Here is a 16,179-nt window from a genome sequence, read left to right as displayed (position 1 = left end):
GCCATGACCGCTTTCGCCAGCCGACCTGCCCAGGAAGCAAGACCGGTCTCCTCGACAGGAGCCAGACAGGGCCTGCGAGCCCAGGCCGCTGACCTTTGGCAGTCGGTCACTGCCCTGGGCCGGGCTATGGCCTTGGCGGCGCTCATTTGTGCTCTGGCCTTCGTCCCGACTGGTTGGCGTGAACTGCTTGCGGGCGTTCTGCTGGGCGCAGGTATGCTGCTGCTGGGGCTACTGATGAGCCTGGGCAACCTGTCCTGTATCGCTGAAACGCGCCTGGACCAAGGACATCTGGAGGTAGGCGGTCAGGCTGAACTGGTCCTGGTTCTGACCAATCCGGGCAGCCACCCCACCCGTCACGGCCGAATCGGCCTGGCTCTATGCCAAGGAACCGTCATGGCGCCATTGCCGGCCCTGGCTCCCGGCCAGAGTCACCAGATCCGTTTGAAACTGGAAGCCCGATCTCGTGGCGTGATTGACCTGGGCCCGGTGACCATGGAGGCCGGGGATCCGCTGGGACTCATCCGCCGTCGCCGGATTCTGGCTGATGCCCGAAAACTCTATATCCATCCCCGCACGGTGTCCCTGCCGCACCTTGAAGCCGGACTTGAACGCGACCTGGAGGGGGATCCTGGTCCCGGCATTGTAGACGACGACCTGGAATTCCATGCTCTGCGCCCCTATGCTCCGGGCGATGATATGAAGCGGGTCCACTGGTTGTCCACTGCCCGGGCCGGTACCCTGATGGTCCGCCAGTATGAGCCCACCCTGCGCACCAGGACTGAACTGATCCTGGACGGCCAGGCCGCCTCCTACCGGAACGCAGATGAGTTTGAACTGGCAGTTGAATTCTATGCCTCCTTGGGCTGCCGATGCCTGCTTGATGGCCGTCGGCTGCGAGCGCTGGCCCCGGAACCCGACAATTCCGGTGCCCATGGAACCACCCTGCCCACGGAGGATCCGCGTAGCTTTCTGGACGCCTGCAGTGCCATCCACCCACGCCAAGACGGCTACGATTTACTTGACCGGACTGATGCTTGCGAACAGATCAGTCTGACCATTCTGGTAACCGGTTCGCTGGGCGACCGCCAACCCTCAGCGCTGATGGGCGAATCGGCTCAGAGCGCCTCCCCGGTCATGCTGCTGGCTGCCGACCTGGATGCTCATCCAAGCCTGCAGACCCAGCCAGGCCTGGTCAACGCCGTTTTGGGTAGTATTCGGGACCTCCCCTTCCTCTTGGAGAACCAGCCATGAGCACATCATCCGCATCATGGATGGAGCAGGTCCAGAGGGAGCCGATTCGTCTGATCGGCAGGGCAGGCCTGCAATCCACTGTCGGCCCGACAAGGCGCCGCTCCCCCGTCATTCTGGTCGCCGAACTGGCCGCACTCAATCTGCTGGCCGGACTGCAGCTGTTGCCGGTCTACGGCAGTCTGCCCTTCTGGCTGACAGTGGGAGCCGCAGCCTGCCTGGCCGGACTGCTAATCGCCATGCTCCCCCACCGTCGTATTGCCACAGCCTTCCTGCAGCCTCTGCTGCTGATTGCGGCTCAATTCCTGCTGGGTCCCATCTTCGCTCTGAACGGGACCACCCTGGCACACCTCCTGCCCACCTGGGCAACCCTGACACAAGGGTGGTCCGCTACCTTCGGCGCTTTCAAGACCCTGGCAGCCATCGACCCGCCCCTTGGCCAGGAAGCCGGCGGACTGATGGCCCTGTGGACGCTGATGCTCTGGACCTGCTATCTGGCGGTGCTGCTGGCCCGCCATGGCCTGGGCCGCAATCCGGGACGGCCGGCACACCCAGTGGCCGTCCTGGCAGCCACCCTGCCCATCCTGGCCACCATGGCTGTGTCAGCAGCCCTAGGGACCAGCAGAGGCCTCTATCCGGCATTGACGGGCGGCATCCTCTGGCTGCTCCTGCTTATTTGGAGCGCAAGTGGACTGGGGCTGCTGCGTCTGCAAGGACTCGCATCCACTCTTCTGACCCTGGTCCTGGCGGCCGGAATGATTTTCTCCGCTGGCATCCTGCCCGCCCCGACCCGGCTGGTCATCCGCGACCATTATCAGCCCCCAATGGACCCCTACCAGTTCACCAGCCCCTTGAGTGATTACCGTGCCTATATCAAACGACACCGCGACGATACCCTGGTCACGGTACGCAACCTGCCCGCCGGCACGCCGGTCCGGATGGCAGTCATGGACCGCTATGACGGCAAGGTCTGGAATCTGTCCGACTCCTCAGGCGCCGGAGCCGCCGACTATCGGCGCATCGGCGCCCAGATCCGCACAGAAAGGCAGCAGGAGAAGACCAAAGACGGCAAACAAACCGGACAGCCTTTTACCGCAACCTTTCTGATTCGGGAGGGATTCGACCACGCCTGGCTACCCTCCGCTGGACAGGTCGATGGCATCGATACGAATCTGGGTCTGCAACGGAATGACCTCTACTTCAACAAGGCTACGGACACTGCTTTGACCGATCAGGCCCTACAGGCAGGAGCCAGCTATACGGTGCACGGCGTGGCCGAAGACCGACCCCCAACCCGTCGCATCGCGGACAGCGATCCGGGAGATGCGCAGGTGCCTCCCCTGTCGGATGCCCCCGAGAGCCTGCCCAAGGCGGCTGCCTCCATGACCTCCATGCAGGCGCGCGGCGGCGCCAGAGCACTGGCCATCGAGGAACGGCTGCACAAGGAGGGATGGTTCTCCCATGGTCTGGCCGGCGACTATCCCTCGCCCTCCGGCCATGGCGATTATCGAATCAATCAGCTCCTGCAGGGCCAGGCCATGGTGGGCGACAGTGAGCAATACGCCTCGGCCATGGCCCTCCTGGCCAGGCAGATGGGTCTACCATCCCGGGTGGTCCTGGGATTCCTGCCCAAGAACCATGACGGTTCCATCAGTCGGTCACGAACCAGGACCGAGTCGGATGGGAGTACCCGAATCGACTTCACGGGACTTGATGCCCAGGCCTGGGTGGAGGTCAATCTGAAGGGACTCGGATGGGTCCCCTTCTACCCCACACCACCGGAGACCAGGACCCCGGACAGGTCCCTGGACTCCACTCCGCCCGATCCACGCACTCTCGTCCGCCAGCCACCGCCTCCGCTGGTCGATCCTCCCCGCGACGACCGGATCACCCAGGGCCGAACCACAGTCGGCGGGCAGGAAGCATCCCGGCGGTCTTCACCCTCATTCTGGAAACAGCACGGACCCCTGATGGCCAAAACAGCACTCTGGACCATGCCGATCTGGCTGTCGGCTCTCCTGATTCTGCTCCTGCTAGCCGTCAAAGCCTGGCTGCGCAGACGGGCACGGTCGACGGGTGACCCGAAGACACGCATCCGCGCCGGCTGGCGACAGATCGGCAACCTCAGCAGGCAGACCGGCCTGTCCCTGGACGGCACCCGTAGCGAACAGGCGGCTCTGATCGCCCAGACCCTGCTGACCGACCCTCCAGGAGCCTCGTGGGCCGGGCTGCGCGGAAATCTGGATCGACTGCGCAGCATGGCCGATCAGGCCTCTTTCGACCGGCACCCTTCCGATGAGCAGGAAGCCGAAGACTGCTGGCAGTTGGTGGACAAGCTTCAAACCGCCATCCTGGCATCCCTGCCACGAACCCGACGCTGGCGCACCCTGCTTTCCCCCAGGCACCTGCACTGACCCGCCCATCACGCCTGAACCCGCCATGACGTCTCTTTCCTGCTCGGACAGTGGCATCGCAGCGAAGAGAGCGTGTCTGCAATCGAACTTCAGGAATCAAGACCTTACCAACCCGCCGATCCAGGGCTCACACGCAAACTTATGACCAACTTGCTGTGGCGCTCATGGACCACGGGTGTAGACACGGTCGCCAGACAGTCGTTGTTTGCCACTGTCCTCCGATAACCTGGACCGCCGGAAAAACAAGATGAGGGCCAGGGCGATCGCTAAGATCGCGCTGGCCCTCAACCTTTATCACACATCCTGCAGCCGAATCCGCTCGGGCCGGATGATCCGGCCCGAGCGGATCTGCACTACTGGCCGTGCAGGCACTCACTGGTTGGAGTGCTGATCCTCCGAAGAGGAGAAGGTGGCCGAACCAGGCTGCTGGGACGGCTTCCGATCGGAGTCACTGCCATCGGCTGCATCCGAGGATCCCGCGCCCGTGGCAGCCGTCTGATCGCCGGCCGCAGCTGACGGATCCTGCACGTTGGGGGTGTCCAGATGGCTCTGGCCGCCCTGGTCGTTGAGGAAGTCGTCCGGGTTGAAGTCGTCGCCCAGCTTCAGGTCCCCGAAGTCGATGTTGGAGAAGTCCACATCGTTCAGGTCGGCGTCGCTCAGATCCACGTCGCCGCCACCCAGACCGAAGTTGGGATAGATGGTGTCGCGGATGGCCTTGTCGGGCTCAACGGTGGCGTTGCGGTACCTGGCCAGACCGGTGCCGGCCGGGATCAGCTTGCCGATGATCACGTTCTCCTTGAGGCCCTTCAGGTCGTCGACCTTCTGGTTCAGGGCGGCCTCGGTGAGCACGCGGGTCGTCTCCTGGAAGGAGGCGGCCGACAGCCAGGAGTCGGTGGCCAGGGAGGCCTTGGTGATGCCCATGAGCTCAGGACGTCCCGCGGCCGGCTTGCCACCGGCCTTGACGGCCTTCATGTTGGCGGCCTTGAACTTGGCCTGGTCGACCAGCTCGCCGGGCAGCAGGTCGGTGTCGCCCGAGTCGATGACCGTGACGCGGCGGAGCATCTGGTGAACGATGACTTCGATGTGCTTGTCGTGGATGTCCACGCCCTGGGAGCGGTAGACCGTGTGCACCTCGTTGACGATGTTCACCTGGGCGGCGCGCGGGCCGAGGATGCGCAGGATCTTCTTGGGATCCACGGAGCCCTCGATCAGCTGGGTGCCGGCCTCGACGTGCTGTCCGTCCTTGACCATCATGGGCGCACGGCGGGTGACCGGGTAGGTCAGCGCCTCCACAGAGGTGTCGTCCGGGGTCAGGGTCACCTGACGACCGCGATCGGTGTCCTCCACCTTGACGGTGCCGGGGAACTCCGCGATGGGAGCCTCGCCCTTGGGGGTACGGGCCTCGAAGAGCTCGGTGACACGGGGAAGACCCTGGGTGATGTCGGAGGCCGAAGCCACGCCGCCGGAGTGGAAGGAACGCAGCGTCAGCTGGGTGCCGGGCTCGCCGATGGACTGGGCGGCCACAATGCCCACGGCCTCACCCACATCCACCAGCTTGTTGGTGGCCAGGGACCAGCCGTAGCACTTGGCGCAAACCCCGCGGGTGGACTCGCAGGTCAGGACCGAACGGGCCTTGACCTCCTCCACGCCGTGGGCGACCATGTCGCGAAGCACGTCCATGGACAGGGCGTCACCGCGCTTGTAGAGCACGGTCTTGCCGTCCTTGGGGTCGATGACGTCGGCGGCCAGGAGCCTGGAGTAGGGTCCGCCGTCGGCGGCCTTGACCAGGACCAGGTTGCCCTGCTCGTCGCGTTCGGCCACCTTCATGGTCAGACCGCGCATGGTGCCGCAGTCCTCCTCGCGCACAATCACATCCTGGGAGACATCGACCAGACGACGGGTCAGGTAGCCCGACTCGGCGGTGCGCAGTGCGGTGTCGGCCAGACCCTTGCGGGCGCCGTGCTGGGAGATGAAGTACTCCAGCACCGACAGGCCGTCGTGATAGTTGGACTTGACCGGTCGAGGGATGATCTCGCCCTTGGGGTTGGCCACCAGGCCTCGCATACCGGCGATCTGGCGAATCTGCATCCAGTTGCCTCGTGCCCCGGACTGAACCATGATGTTCACGTTGTTGTCCGGAGTGAAGTGCTCCTGCATGGCGTCAGCCACCTTGTCGGTGCACTCGGTCCACAGGTTGATCAGCTCCTGACGGCGCTCCTCGTCGGTCAGCAGACCCATGTCGTACTGGGAGTTGACCTTGGCGGCCTGCCCCTGGTACTCGTTGACGATCTCGCTGCGCTCGGGCGGCACCACGATGTCGGAGAAGGCCATGGTCACGCCGGACCACTGGGCCCGGGTGAAGCCCAGATCCTTCAGGGCATCCAGGGTGGCCGCGACCTGGGCGGTCGAGTACCGGGTGGCGATGTCGTCCACGATGCCGGACAGCTTGCCCTTGGGCACCTGCTCGTTGATGAAGGGGTAGTCCACAGGCAGCGTCCGGTTGAACAGGACCCGCCCGTAGTTGGTGGCGAAGAGCCTGGAGCCGTCCTTGAAGACCTCCTCCTTGACCACGTCGGGGCTGCCCGGCTCGGGGTCGACGACCTTGAGGTCGCCGGGCTCCCAGTTCTTGGGCATGACGAAGTCAGCGGGCACCCGAAGCAGGATCTTGGCCTGCATGTCGATCTCACCCAGGTCCAGGGCCATCCGTGCCTCGGCCAGGCTGGAGAAGATCCGGCCCTGGCCCTTGGCGCCGTCAACCACGGTGGTCAGATAGTACAGACCCAGAATCATGTCCTGGGAGGGCATGGTTACCGTGTGGCCGTCGGCGGGCTTGAGGATGTTGTCGGAGGCCAGCATGAGCGAGCGGGCCTCAGCCTGGGCCTCTGCCGACAGGGGCAGGTGGACCGCCATCTGGTCGCCGTCGAAGTCGGCGTTGAAAGCCGCGCAGGCCAGCGGGGGCAGGTGGATGGCCTTGCCCTCGACCAGGATGGGCTCGAAGGCCTGGATGCCCAGACGGTGCAGCGTAGGCGCACGGTTGAGCAGGACGGGATGCTCGGAGATGACCTCCTCCAGCACGCCCCAGACCTCGGGGTCGCCGCGGTCGACCAGCCGCTTGGCGCTCTTCATGTTCTGCGCGTAGTTGAGGTCCACCAGCCGCTTGATGACGAAGGGCTTGAAGAGCTCCAGGGCCATGGGCTTGGGCAGGCCGCACTGGTGCATGCGCAGGGAGGGCCCGACCACGATCACGGAACGGCCGGAGTAGTCCACACGCTTGCCCAGCAGGTTCTGACGGAAGCGGCCCTGCTTGCCCTTGAGCATATCCGCCAGGGACTTCAGGGGGCGGTTGGAGGCTCCGGTGACGGGGCGACCACGGCGGCCGTTGTCGAAGAGGGAGTCCACGGCCTCCTGGAGCATACGCTTCTCGTTGTTGAGCATGATCTCGGGGGCGCCCAGCTCGATCAGGCGCTTGAGCCTGTTGTTGCGGTTGATGACGCGCCGATAGAGGTCGTTCAGGTCGGAGGTGGCGAAACGGCCGCCGTCCAGCTGCACCATGGGGCGCAGGTCGGGCGGGATGACCGGGACGACGTCCAGGACCATGGCCTCGGGCTTGTTGCCGGTGTTCAGGAAGGCGGAGACCACCTTGAGCCGCTTGAGGGCACGGGCCTTGCGCTGGCCGGAGCCGGTGTCGATCTCGTGACGGAGCTCCTTGGCGGCACCTTCCAGGTCGAAGTCCTGCAGGCGCTTCTTGATGGCCTCGGCGCCCATGCAGCCCTCGAAGTAGTCACCGTAGCGGTCCTGCATCTCCCGCCACAGATCCACGTCACCCTCCATGTCGCCGGGCTTCAGGGTCTTGAAGCGGTCGAAGACGGCGGTGATCCTCTGAATCTGGTCATCGTAGCGCTTGCGGATGGCGGTCATGTCCCGCTCGGCCCCGTTGCGCAGACGTGCCTTCATGGAACCCTTGACCTCGTCGGTCTTCTCCAGCTCGGCCAGGTCCTCTTCCAGCTTCTTGGCGCGCTTGTCGATCTCCAGGTCGCGCTTCTTCTCCAGCTGGTTGATCTCGTTGTCGAACTCGTCCTGCAGGTCGGGCAGGTCCTTGTGGCGCTGCTCCTCATCCACCTTGGTGACCATGTAGGCCGCGAAGTAGATGACCTTCTCCAGGTCCTTGGGCGCGATGTCCAGCAGGTATCCCAGCCGGGAGGGCACGCCCTTGAAGAACCAGATGTGGGTAACGGGGGCGGCCAGCTCGATGTGGCCCATACGCTCGCGGCGGACGCGGGAGCGGGTGACCTCCACGCCGCAGCGCTCGCAGACGATCCCCTTGAAGCGCACGCGCTTGTACTTGCCGCAGGCGCATTCCCAGTCACGGGTGGGTCCGAAGATCTGCTCGCCGAACAGGCCGTCCTTCTCGGGCTTCAAGGTACGGTAGTTGATGGTTTCGGGTTTCTTGACCTCGCCATAGCTCCAGCCGCGGATGTCGTCGGCCGTGGCCAGTCCGATTCTCAGTTTGTCAAATGCATTGACGTCCAGCACTCTGTGTCCTGTCTCTGATCTTGTAACTGCTCTGAAGTTTGCCTCTTGGCGGGATGCCCGTCAGGCGGGCATCCCTGTGACTGGTGGTTCAGCGGTACTCCGGCTCGGGAGCGGACTGGTCGGCCTTGGCGGAAGCGTCCGGGCGGGCGCCGATGTTGAAGCCCAGGTCGTCGGAGGCGGCGCTCGGGTCGTCGTCCTCGTCCTTCATCTCGATCACGTTGCCTTCCGCGTTGAGCACCTCCACGTTCAAGGAGAGCGACTGCATCTCCTTGAGCAGCACCTTGAAGGATTCGGGGATGCCGGCCGCCGGCAGGTTCTCCCCGCGCACGATAGCTCCGTAGGCCCGGACGCGGCCGTCCACGTCGTCGGACTTGGTTGTCATCATCTCGTGCAGGGTGTAGGCGGCGCCGTAGGCCTCCAGGGCCCAGACCTCCATCTCGCCGAAGCGCTGGCCGCCGAACTGGGCCTTGCCGCCCAGGGGCTGCTGGGTAATCATGGAGTAGGGGCCGGTGGACCGGGCATGGATCTTGTCGTCCACCAGGTGGTGGAGCTTGAGCATGTACATGTAGCCCACTGAGATGGGCTTGGTGAAGGGCTCGCCGGTGCGGCCGTCGTAGAGCACGGCCTTGCCGTCGTCGCCCACCAGGCGCTCGCCGTCACGGTTGGGCAGGGTCGTCTTGAGCAGACCGTTCAAGGCATCCTCACGCACACCGTCGAAGACCGGGGTGGCCACTGCGGTGCCGGGCTCGGCCTTCTCTGCACCTGCCGGGATGTGCTTCTTCCACTCGGCCTCCAGGTCGGGATCCAGGCTGATGTCCCAGCCGGAGTGGGCGATCCACCCCAGGTGGAGCTCCAGGACCTGGCCCAGGTTCATACGGGAGGGCACGCCCAGGGGGTTGAGCATGATGTCGATGGGGGTGCCATCGGCCATGAAAGGCATATCCTCCTCGGGCAGAATCCTCGAGATGACGCCCTTGTTGCCGTGACGGCCGGAGAGCTTGTCGCCCTGGGTGATCTTGCGGTGTTGGGCGATGTAGACCCGGATCATCCGGTTGACGCCGTTGGGCAGCTCGTCGCCGTCCTCCTCGGCATCCTCGCGGGTGACCTCCTTGACCTCGATGACCGTGCCGGTCTCGCCGTGGGGCACCCGCAGGCTGGTGTCGCGCACCTCGCGGCTCTTCTCGCCGAAGATGGCCCGCAGGAGCCGCTCCTCGGGGGTCAGCTCGGTCTCGCCCTTGGGGGTGACCTTGCCGACCAGGATGTCCCCGGCCTCGACCTCGGCGCCGATGCGGATGATGCCGCGCTCGTCCAGGTTGGCCACCGCATCCTCGCCCACGTTGGGCAGGTCACGGGTGATCTCCTCGGCGCCCAGCTTGGTCTCCCGGGCGTCGGTCTCGTACTCCTCGATGTGGATGGAGCTCAGGGTGTCGTCCTGGACCAGCCGCTGGGAGATGATGACGGCGTCCTCGTAGTTGTAGCCGTTCCAGGGCATGAAGGCCACCAGGACGTTCTTGCCCAGGGCCATCTCGCCCTTCTGGGTGGCTGGGCCGTCAGCCAGGACAGTACCGGCCTCGACCCGCTCCCCGTCCTTGATCAGGGGAACCTGGTTGTAGCAGGTGGTCTGGTTGGACCGCTGGAACTTGGCCAGCTTGTAGGAGGACTGGGTGCCGTCGTCATTCATGACGCGGATGATGTCGGCAGAGACGTAGGTGACCACGCCCGGCTTCTCGGCCAGGATGACATCGCCCGAGTCGATTGCGGAACGCCACTCGGAGCCCGTGCCCACCAGGGGACGCTCGGACTTGACCAGGGGGACGGCCTGACGCTGCATGTTGGTGCCCATCAGTGCTCGGTGGCCCTCGTCGTGCTCCAGGAACGGAATCAGGGAGGCACCCACCGAAACCATCTGCCGGGGGGAGACATCCATCAGATCCACCTGGGAGACGGGGACATCCTTGGCCTCGGCCTCGGCGTCACGCACCAGGGCCTCGTCCTCGACGAAGTGTCCGGTCTCGTCGATCTCCTGGTTGGCCTGGGCGATGGTGTGCTCGGACTCCTGGTCGGCGGTCATGTAGACCACGTCGTCGGTCACCTGGCCATCAATGACCTTGCGGTAGGGGGTCTCGATGAAACCGAAGGGGTTGACCCGGGCGAAGGTGGCCAGGGAGCCGATCAGGCCGATGTTGGGGCCTTCAGGGGACTCGATGGGGCACATGCGTCCGTAGTGGGAGGGGTGCACGTCGCGCACCTCCATGGAGGCACGGTCGCGGGACAGACCGCCGGGGCCCAGGGCCGAGAGACGGCGCTTGTTGGTCACGCCGGCCAGCGGGTTGTTCTGATCCATGAACTGGCTCAGCTGGGAGGTTCCGAAGAACTCCTTGATGGTGGCGTTGACCGGGCGGATGTTGATCAGGGACTGCGGGGTGATGGCCTCGGCATCCTGGGTGGTCATCCTCTCGCGGACCACACGCTCCATACGGCTCAGACCGGTGCGCAGCTGGTTCTGGATCAGCTCCCCCACCTGGCGGATGCGACGGTTGCCGAAGTGGTCTATGTCGTCCACGTCCACCCGTAGCTCGATGTCCTGGCCGTCGCGGCGGCCGGGGAAGGTCTGCCCGCCGGCATGCAGGGTCACCAGGTACTTCAGGGTGGCGATGATGTCCTCGGGGTGCAGGCTGCGGTCGTTGAAGTCGGCCTCAAGACCCAGCTTGCGGTTGATCTTGTAGCGGCCGACCCGGGCAAGGTCGTAGCGCTTGGTGTTGAAATAGAAGGAATCCAGCAGGTTGCGGCCGGCCTCGGGAGAGGCGGTGTCCGCAGGCCGGATCTTGCGGTAGAGGTCGGTCAGGGCCTCGTCCTGGGTCTCGATGGTCTCCTTCTCCAGGGCGTCCAGCACCAGCGGGTAACCCTTGAAGGCCTTGCGGATCTGCGGCTTGGTCATTCCGATGGCCATGAGGAAGACGATGGCGGACTGCTTGCGCTTGCGGTCCACGCGCACGCCCAGCACATCGCGCTTGTCGATCTCGAACTCCAGCCAGGCACCACGGCTGGGGATGATCTTGGCCCCGAAGACCTCCTTGTCGGAGTTGCGGTCCTGGGTGCGGTCGAAGTAGACGCCGGGAGAGCGGACCAGCTGGGAGACGATGACGCGCTCCGAGCCGCCGATGATGAAGGTGCCGTGGGGGGTCTGCAGCGGGAAGTCGCCCATGAAGACGGTCTGGGACTTGATCTCGCCGGTGTCCCCGTTCTCGAACTCGGCGTTCACGTACAGGGGGGCGGAGTAGGTGTAGTCCTTCTCCTTGCACTCCTGAACCGTGTGCCGGGGCTCCTCGAAGTAGGGATCCGAGAAGGTCAGGCTCATGGTCTGGGCGAAGTTCTCAATGGGCGAGATCTCCTGGAAGACCTCATCCAGGCCGGAGACGGGAGCCACGGTATGGGTCCCGTTGACCTGATCCTCTTCGACCCTCTTCTTCCAGCGGTCATTGCCGACCAGCCAGTCGAAGCTATCGGTCTGCACGCCCAGGAGGTAGGGTACCTCGATGGGTTCACGGATGGATCCGAAATTGACACGATCGGTGGCCTTGTGCAGTTTGATGTCGTGTTCGTCAGCGCGTGCCTGCGTGGCGGTGGTACTACTTACAGCTTTATTGGCAGCCAAAATGGACGTTCCTTATCGCTCGCCGTACTCGATCATTCCTGTTACCCCAGGGAGATGCCGAATGGCCGCCATATGCCTATTCGCGGGCACCTCCTCGATGATGCATGCCCGCTATATGACACACCTCATGCAAAGACAAAACTATAGCAGACAAGAACCCTAAACACAATCGGCGTGTCGTCTTGGAAAAGCTGCTATTGAACCATGACCGGCACTTGCTGGGAGACTACGTGCGAATCGGCCTTGAGCACCAGCTTGGCCTGATAGGAGCCGGCCTTGACCCAAGGCAGCTCCTGGTCGGGCTGGCAGCTCTCCTGGCTCCTGTCGGCATGCCAGGTGATGGTCTGCACATCCTTGTCGCCGGTGGCCATGAGCAGGGTGCGCGCCCCCACCGGGCAGGCATCGGAGCGCCAGACGGTATCCTGGCCGCTGGTGATGACCAGCACCCGGCCTCCGTCGGAACCGTCCACCAGGCATGAGCCCGTTCCCTTGTGCCGGATGGTCGCCGTGAAGTCGATGGAACCGCCGACCTCAGTGCTGGGATCGGGCGTAGCCAGCTCCAGCGCCAGGTCCCCTTTGCCACAGTCAGGGGCTCCTGAGGAACGCTTCCTGCCGGCATCCTTCTTCTGAACTTTGCCCTGCCTGTCCTTGTCTTTGGATTTCGTCTTTGCGGACTGCTGGGCGCTGGTAGAAGCACCCTGGCCCCCACCGCCTCCGCGCAGGGCTCTGATGCCGGCCCCCACGCCCCAGACCAGGCCAGCACAGACCAGCAGGAAGAGCACCGCCAGCAGGGCGGCCGCGATCCTCCGGCGACGGTACATCCGCCGTTTCTTCTCGCTCATGCGTCGCTTGGCCATACTTCTCCAGTCTAATCGCCAGGGCGGCCTTCACCGTGGCAGACTCAGGCTGCCGTCCTGGCCGATCTCCAGAAGACCGTCCTCGTCCAGGGAGGCGACGCACCGATCAAGTCGGATTTCGTCGTCGCACAGGGGTTTCAGGTCCTCCCTGGCGACAGGTGCGCCCGAAGCCCGCCGCAGGGTCTGAAGAATGGCACCGCGGACCTGCCGGTCGGTGCCTGCGAAACGCTGCCGGGGCCTGGTCCTGCCCGCGCCTAGACCTGGCAGCCCAGCCTTGAGAAAGCGGCAATGGCCGGCCAGGGGACAGATGTCACAGGCCGGCTTGCGAGCTATGCAGACCGTGGCGCCCAGCTCCATGACAGCCTGGTTCCATCGTGCCGAGGGCGGCTCCCGCCAGGCTGCCGACCGAACCTGCGGATCAGCCAGCCCCAAACGGTCACTATCTTCCTGAGCACCGCTGTCCTGGGCGTCGACAGCCTCGGTTCCCTCGTCCTCGGGCAGGACCTGCCAGGCCAGCTGGCGCTCCTCACGGCTGGCAGCGCCCCCGGTGGATTCGCGCCCCAGGAATACCCTGGACAGCACCCTGCGGATGTTGGTGTCGATGACGGCAATCCTCTCGCCGTAGGCAAAGCTCATGACAGCGCTGGCCGTGTAGTCGCCGATGCCGGGCAGGGCCACCAGCTGGTCGTAATCCCGGGGCAGCCGGTCTGCATACTGGCCGGCCACCTGCTGCGCACACTCCTGCAGGCGCAGGGCTCGGCGCGGGTAGCCCAGCCGGCCCCAGGCCGTGATGACCTCGGCCTTGGGTGCGCCAGCCAGGGAGGCCGCATCCGGCCATACCTTCATCCAGGCCGTCCAGTAGGGCACCACCCGGCTCATCTGGGTCTGTTGGCTCATGACCTCGGTGACCAGTACCCCCCAGGGCGTGGTTCGTCCAAAGCGCCAGGGCAGGTCGCGGGCATATCGGCTCCACCAGTCGAACAGCCGCAGGCGGATGGGCTCAATCTCCACCAAGGCCGCTTCCGTGTTCTCCATGGTCACACCGCCCTTCGCCATCCGATTCCGTCTCATTCAACCGCCGTATTTTGCCCGACGGTGCCGACCGACACTGCCTCACCTGTCGTTTGGCGACGGTAGGTTGGCCTCATGAACAGGCAGGAGCAGGAGCAGTCAGGCGACCCGTCGAAGGCTGTCGAAAGCATGTACGAGTACGGATACCGCAAATCGAACTATGGTCCCGATGAGCTGGTCACCGACGCACACGGCAATCCCATCTCCGTGGTGGACGCCATGATGAAGGCCGATCAGGCCAGTCGGGTGAAGACCTCCACACCCCACCTGTGCTACTACTCGCCACGAATCCCCGGCAACACCGGCTCGGCCATCCGCCTGTGCGCCGTGACCGGCACCATCCTGCACCTGATAGAGCCCCTGGGCTTCAACCTCAAAGACACCAAGCTGCGCCGCGCCGGCCTGGACTACCACGACATGGCCCATGTGGTCCTGCACCCGGACTTCGACGACCTTGTTCGCTCCATGCCCGGCAGCCGGATCATCGCCTTCACCGCCCACGCCGACAAACTCTATACCGAGGTCAGCTACCGGCCCGACGACATCCTCCTGTTCGGACCCGAGCCCGGCGACATCCCCGACCCCATGGAGATCATGGCCGGCCCTCACGTGGCCGAACAGGTCAGGCTGCCCATGCGGCCCAGTCTGCGCAGCCTGAACCTGACCAACTGCGCCTCCATCGCCATCTACGAGGCCTGGCGGCAGCTGGGATTCCAAGGCGGTCGCTGAACACCGCGAGCGCGCTCAATTCTTGAAACTGTGAATGGGCGCCGGGATATGTCCGCCTCGGTTGACGAAGTCGGCACAGGAGCGGGTATTGACAGGCACGACCGGCCCACCACCCATGAGCCCGCCGAACTCGGCCCACTCACCCACCTGCTTGCCAATGACAGGAATGACCCTGACTGCGGTGGTCTTCTGATTGATCATGCCGATGGCCGCCTCGTCGGCGATAAGGCCGGAGATGGATTCGGCGGAAGTGTCCCCAGGGATGGGAATCATATCCAGCCCCACCGAGCAGACGCAGGTCATGGCCTCAAGCTTCTCCAGGGTCAGACTCCCCTCTTGTGCAGCTTGGATCATGGCGGCGTCCTCGGACACGGGAATGAAGGCCCCGGACAGCCCGCCCACCGAGCTGGAAGCCATGATGCCGCCCTTCTTGACCTGATCGTTGAGGATGGCCAGGGCCGCTGTGGTCCCGGGTGCGCCCACCTGCTCCAGGCCCATGGTCTGTAGGACTTCGCCCACCGAGTCCCCCACCGCTGGGGTGGGGGCCAGGGACAGGTCGATGATCCCGAAGGGCACGTCCAGGCGACGGCTGGCCTCCTGGGCCACCAGCTGCCCCACCCGGGTGATCTTGAAGGCCGTCCTCTTGATGGTCTCGCAGAGCTGCCCGAAGTCCGCTCCCCTTGCTGATTCCAAGGCGGTCTTGACCACGCCGGGACCGGAGACCCCCACGTTGATGACGGCCGATCCCTGGCTGACCCCATGGAAACCACCGGCCATGAAAGGGTTGTCGTCCGGAGCGTTGCAGAAGACCACCAGCTTGGTGCAGCCGGAGCTGTCCGAGTCGGCGGTGCTCTCGGCAGTGGCCTTGACGACCCGTCCCATCAGAGCTACGGCATCCATGTCGATACCGGTCCTGGTGGAGCCCACGTTGACGCTGGCGCAGACCCGTTCCGTCTGGCTCAGGGCCCTGGGCAGTGACTTGATCAGCAGCCGTTCGGCCGGGGTCATGCCCTTGCCGACCAGGGCCGAATAGCCACCAATCAGGTTGACACCGACCTCCTGGGCCGAACGGTCCAGGACCTTGGCCACGGCTACATAGTCTTCCACGGAATGGCAGGCTCCGGCGGCCACCAGTGAGATAGGGGTGACGGTGATGCGCTTGTTGACGATGGGAATGCCGTACTCGCGGGCGATGGAGTCCCCAGTGGACACCAGGTCGCCGGCCAGGGAGACGATCTTGCGATGGATGTTCCGACAGAGCATGTCCACATCCCCGCTCACACAATCCAGCAGGCTGATGCCCATGGTGATGGTGCGCACGTCCAGGCGCTCCCGGTCGATCATGTCGTTGGTCTCCAGGACCTCGTCGCGTGTGATCATGGCCGCCTCCTTAGACCCGGTGCATCCTGGTGAAGATCTCCTCGCGCTGACAGCGGATGGAGACTCCGATATCCTCTCCCAGGGATTCCATCCGCTGGCTCAGTGCATCGAAATCATCCCGGCAGGCGGTGCAGTCAACAATCATCATCATGGTGAAGAAGCCGTCCAGAATGGTCTGCGAAATATCCAGCACATTGACACCCTGCTGGGAGAGGTCTGTGCAGACCTTGCCGATGATGCCTATGGCATCCTTGCCCACCACCGTGATGATCGCCTTGTCCATGGCCGTCCT

General features: G+C 64.6%; 9 protein-coding genes. 3 read left to right on the top strand and 6 right to left on the bottom strand.

The annotated features are described in order from the left end of the window. The first annotated feature begins 3 nt into the window (after positions 1-3). Both H3T89_RS06005 and H3T89_RS06000 read left to right on the top strand, forming a co-directional pair. The gene (locus tag H3T89_RS06005) at positions 4-1,251 is read left to right on the top strand and encodes a DUF58 domain-containing protein (RefSeq protein WP_198216498.1); all 1,248 of its coding nucleotides are present in this window, start codon (positions 4-6) and stop codon (positions 1,249-1,251) included. Beyond that, positions 1,248-3,662: a DUF3488 and transglutaminase-like domain-containing protein gene (locus tag H3T89_RS06000; RefSeq protein ID WP_198216497.1), complete on the top strand. Its 2,415-nt coding sequence runs from the start codon at positions 1,248-1,250 to the stop codon at positions 3,660-3,662. The genes H3T89_RS06005 and H3T89_RS06000 overlap by 4 nt, the downstream gene beginning before the upstream one ends. A gap of 372 nt (positions 3,663-4,034) precedes the next feature. On the opposite strand, the gene H3T89_RS05995 is transcribed toward H3T89_RS06000, so the two are convergent. The 4 genes from H3T89_RS05995 to H3T89_RS05980 form a co-directional block, all read right to left on the bottom strand. Beyond that, complete coding sequence (locus H3T89_RS05995; protein ID WP_198216496.1) at positions 4,035-8,195, bottom strand: DNA-directed RNA polymerase subunit beta'; 4,161 nt, start codon at positions 8,193-8,195, stop codon at positions 4,035-4,037. An 88-nt stretch (positions 8,196-8,283) separates the two neighbouring features. Next, positions 8,284-11,850 (bottom strand): DNA-directed RNA polymerase subunit beta, encoded by a 3,567-nt coding sequence (gene rpoB / locus H3T89_RS05990; protein ID WP_015021440.1) that lies wholly within the window; start codon positions 11,848-11,850, stop codon positions 8,284-8,286. A 194-nt stretch (positions 11,851-12,044) separates the two neighbouring features. Next, on the bottom strand, positions 12,045-12,707 hold the full coding sequence (locus H3T89_RS05985; RefSeq protein WP_198216495.1) for a hypothetical protein: 663 nt from the start codon (positions 12,705-12,707) through the stop codon (positions 12,045-12,047). Positions 12,708-12,737: 30 nt separating this feature from the next. Continuing rightward, positions 12,738-13,763 carry an A/G-specific adenine glycosylase gene (locus H3T89_RS05980; protein WP_198216494.1) on the bottom strand — a complete coding sequence of 342 codons (1,026 nt, stop codon included), beginning with the start codon at positions 13,761-13,763 and terminating at the stop codon, positions 12,738-12,740. Between the two features lie 90 nt (positions 13,764-13,853). Between H3T89_RS05980 and H3T89_RS05975 the strand changes: the two genes are divergently transcribed. Continuing rightward, positions 13,854-14,507 carry a tRNA (cytidine(34)-2'-O)-methyltransferase gene (locus tag H3T89_RS05975; protein WP_110416877.1) on the top strand — a complete coding sequence of 218 codons (654 nt, stop codon included), beginning with the start codon at positions 13,854-13,856 and terminating at the stop codon, positions 14,505-14,507. 15 nt (positions 14,508-14,522) lie between these two features. On the opposite strand, the gene H3T89_RS05970 is transcribed toward H3T89_RS05975, so the two are convergent. Next, a complete protein-coding gene (locus H3T89_RS05970; RefSeq protein ID WP_110416876.1) occupies positions 14,523-15,887 on the bottom strand; it encodes a PFL family protein in 1,365 nt (454 codons plus the stop codon). 10 nt (positions 15,888-15,897) lie between these two features. Continuing rightward, complete coding sequence (locus tag H3T89_RS05965) at positions 15,898-16,170, bottom strand: ACT domain-containing protein (RefSeq protein ID WP_015021435.1); 273 nt, start codon at positions 16,168-16,170, stop codon at positions 15,898-15,900. Positions 16,171-16,179 lie beyond the last annotated feature (9 nt).

The organism is Bifidobacterium sp. W8114 (genome assembly GCF_016101165.1).
Classification (GTDB): Bacteria; Actinomycetota; Actinomycetes; order Actinomycetales; family Bifidobacteriaceae; genus Bombiscardovia; species Bombiscardovia asteroides.
Note: the sequence above shows the minus strand (reverse complement) of the source record. Positions and strands in the feature narration are given on the sequence as shown.

What these genes read in the sequence shown, in the direction of transcription:
- H3T89_RS05965 (WP_015021435.1), bottom strand. Translation starts at nt 16,170, where the DNA reads ATGGACAAGGCGATCATCACGGTGGTGGGCAAGGATGCCATAGGCATC.
- H3T89_RS05980 (WP_198216494.1), bottom strand. Translation starts at nt 13,763, where the DNA reads ATGGCGAAGGGCGGTGTGACCATGGAGAACACGGAAGCGGCCTTGGTG.
- H3T89_RS05975 (WP_110416877.1), top strand. Translation starts at nt 13,854, where the DNA reads ATGAACAGGCAGGAGCAGGAGCAGTCAGGCGACCCGTCGAAGGCTGTC.
- H3T89_RS05985 (WP_198216495.1), bottom strand. Translation starts at nt 12,707, where the DNA reads ATGGCCAAGCGACGCATGAGCGAGAAGAAACGGCGGATGTACCGTCGC.
- H3T89_RS05970 (WP_110416876.1), bottom strand. Translation starts at nt 15,887, where the DNA reads ATGATCACACGCGACGAGGTCCTGGAGACCAACGACATGATCGACCGG.
- H3T89_RS06005 (WP_198216498.1), top strand. Translation starts at nt 4, where the DNA reads ATGACCGCTTTCGCCAGCCGACCTGCCCAGGAAGCAAGACCGGTCTCC.
- H3T89_RS06000 (WP_198216497.1), top strand. Translation starts at nt 1,248, where the DNA reads ATGAGCACATCATCCGCATCATGGATGGAGCAGGTCCAGAGGGAGCCG.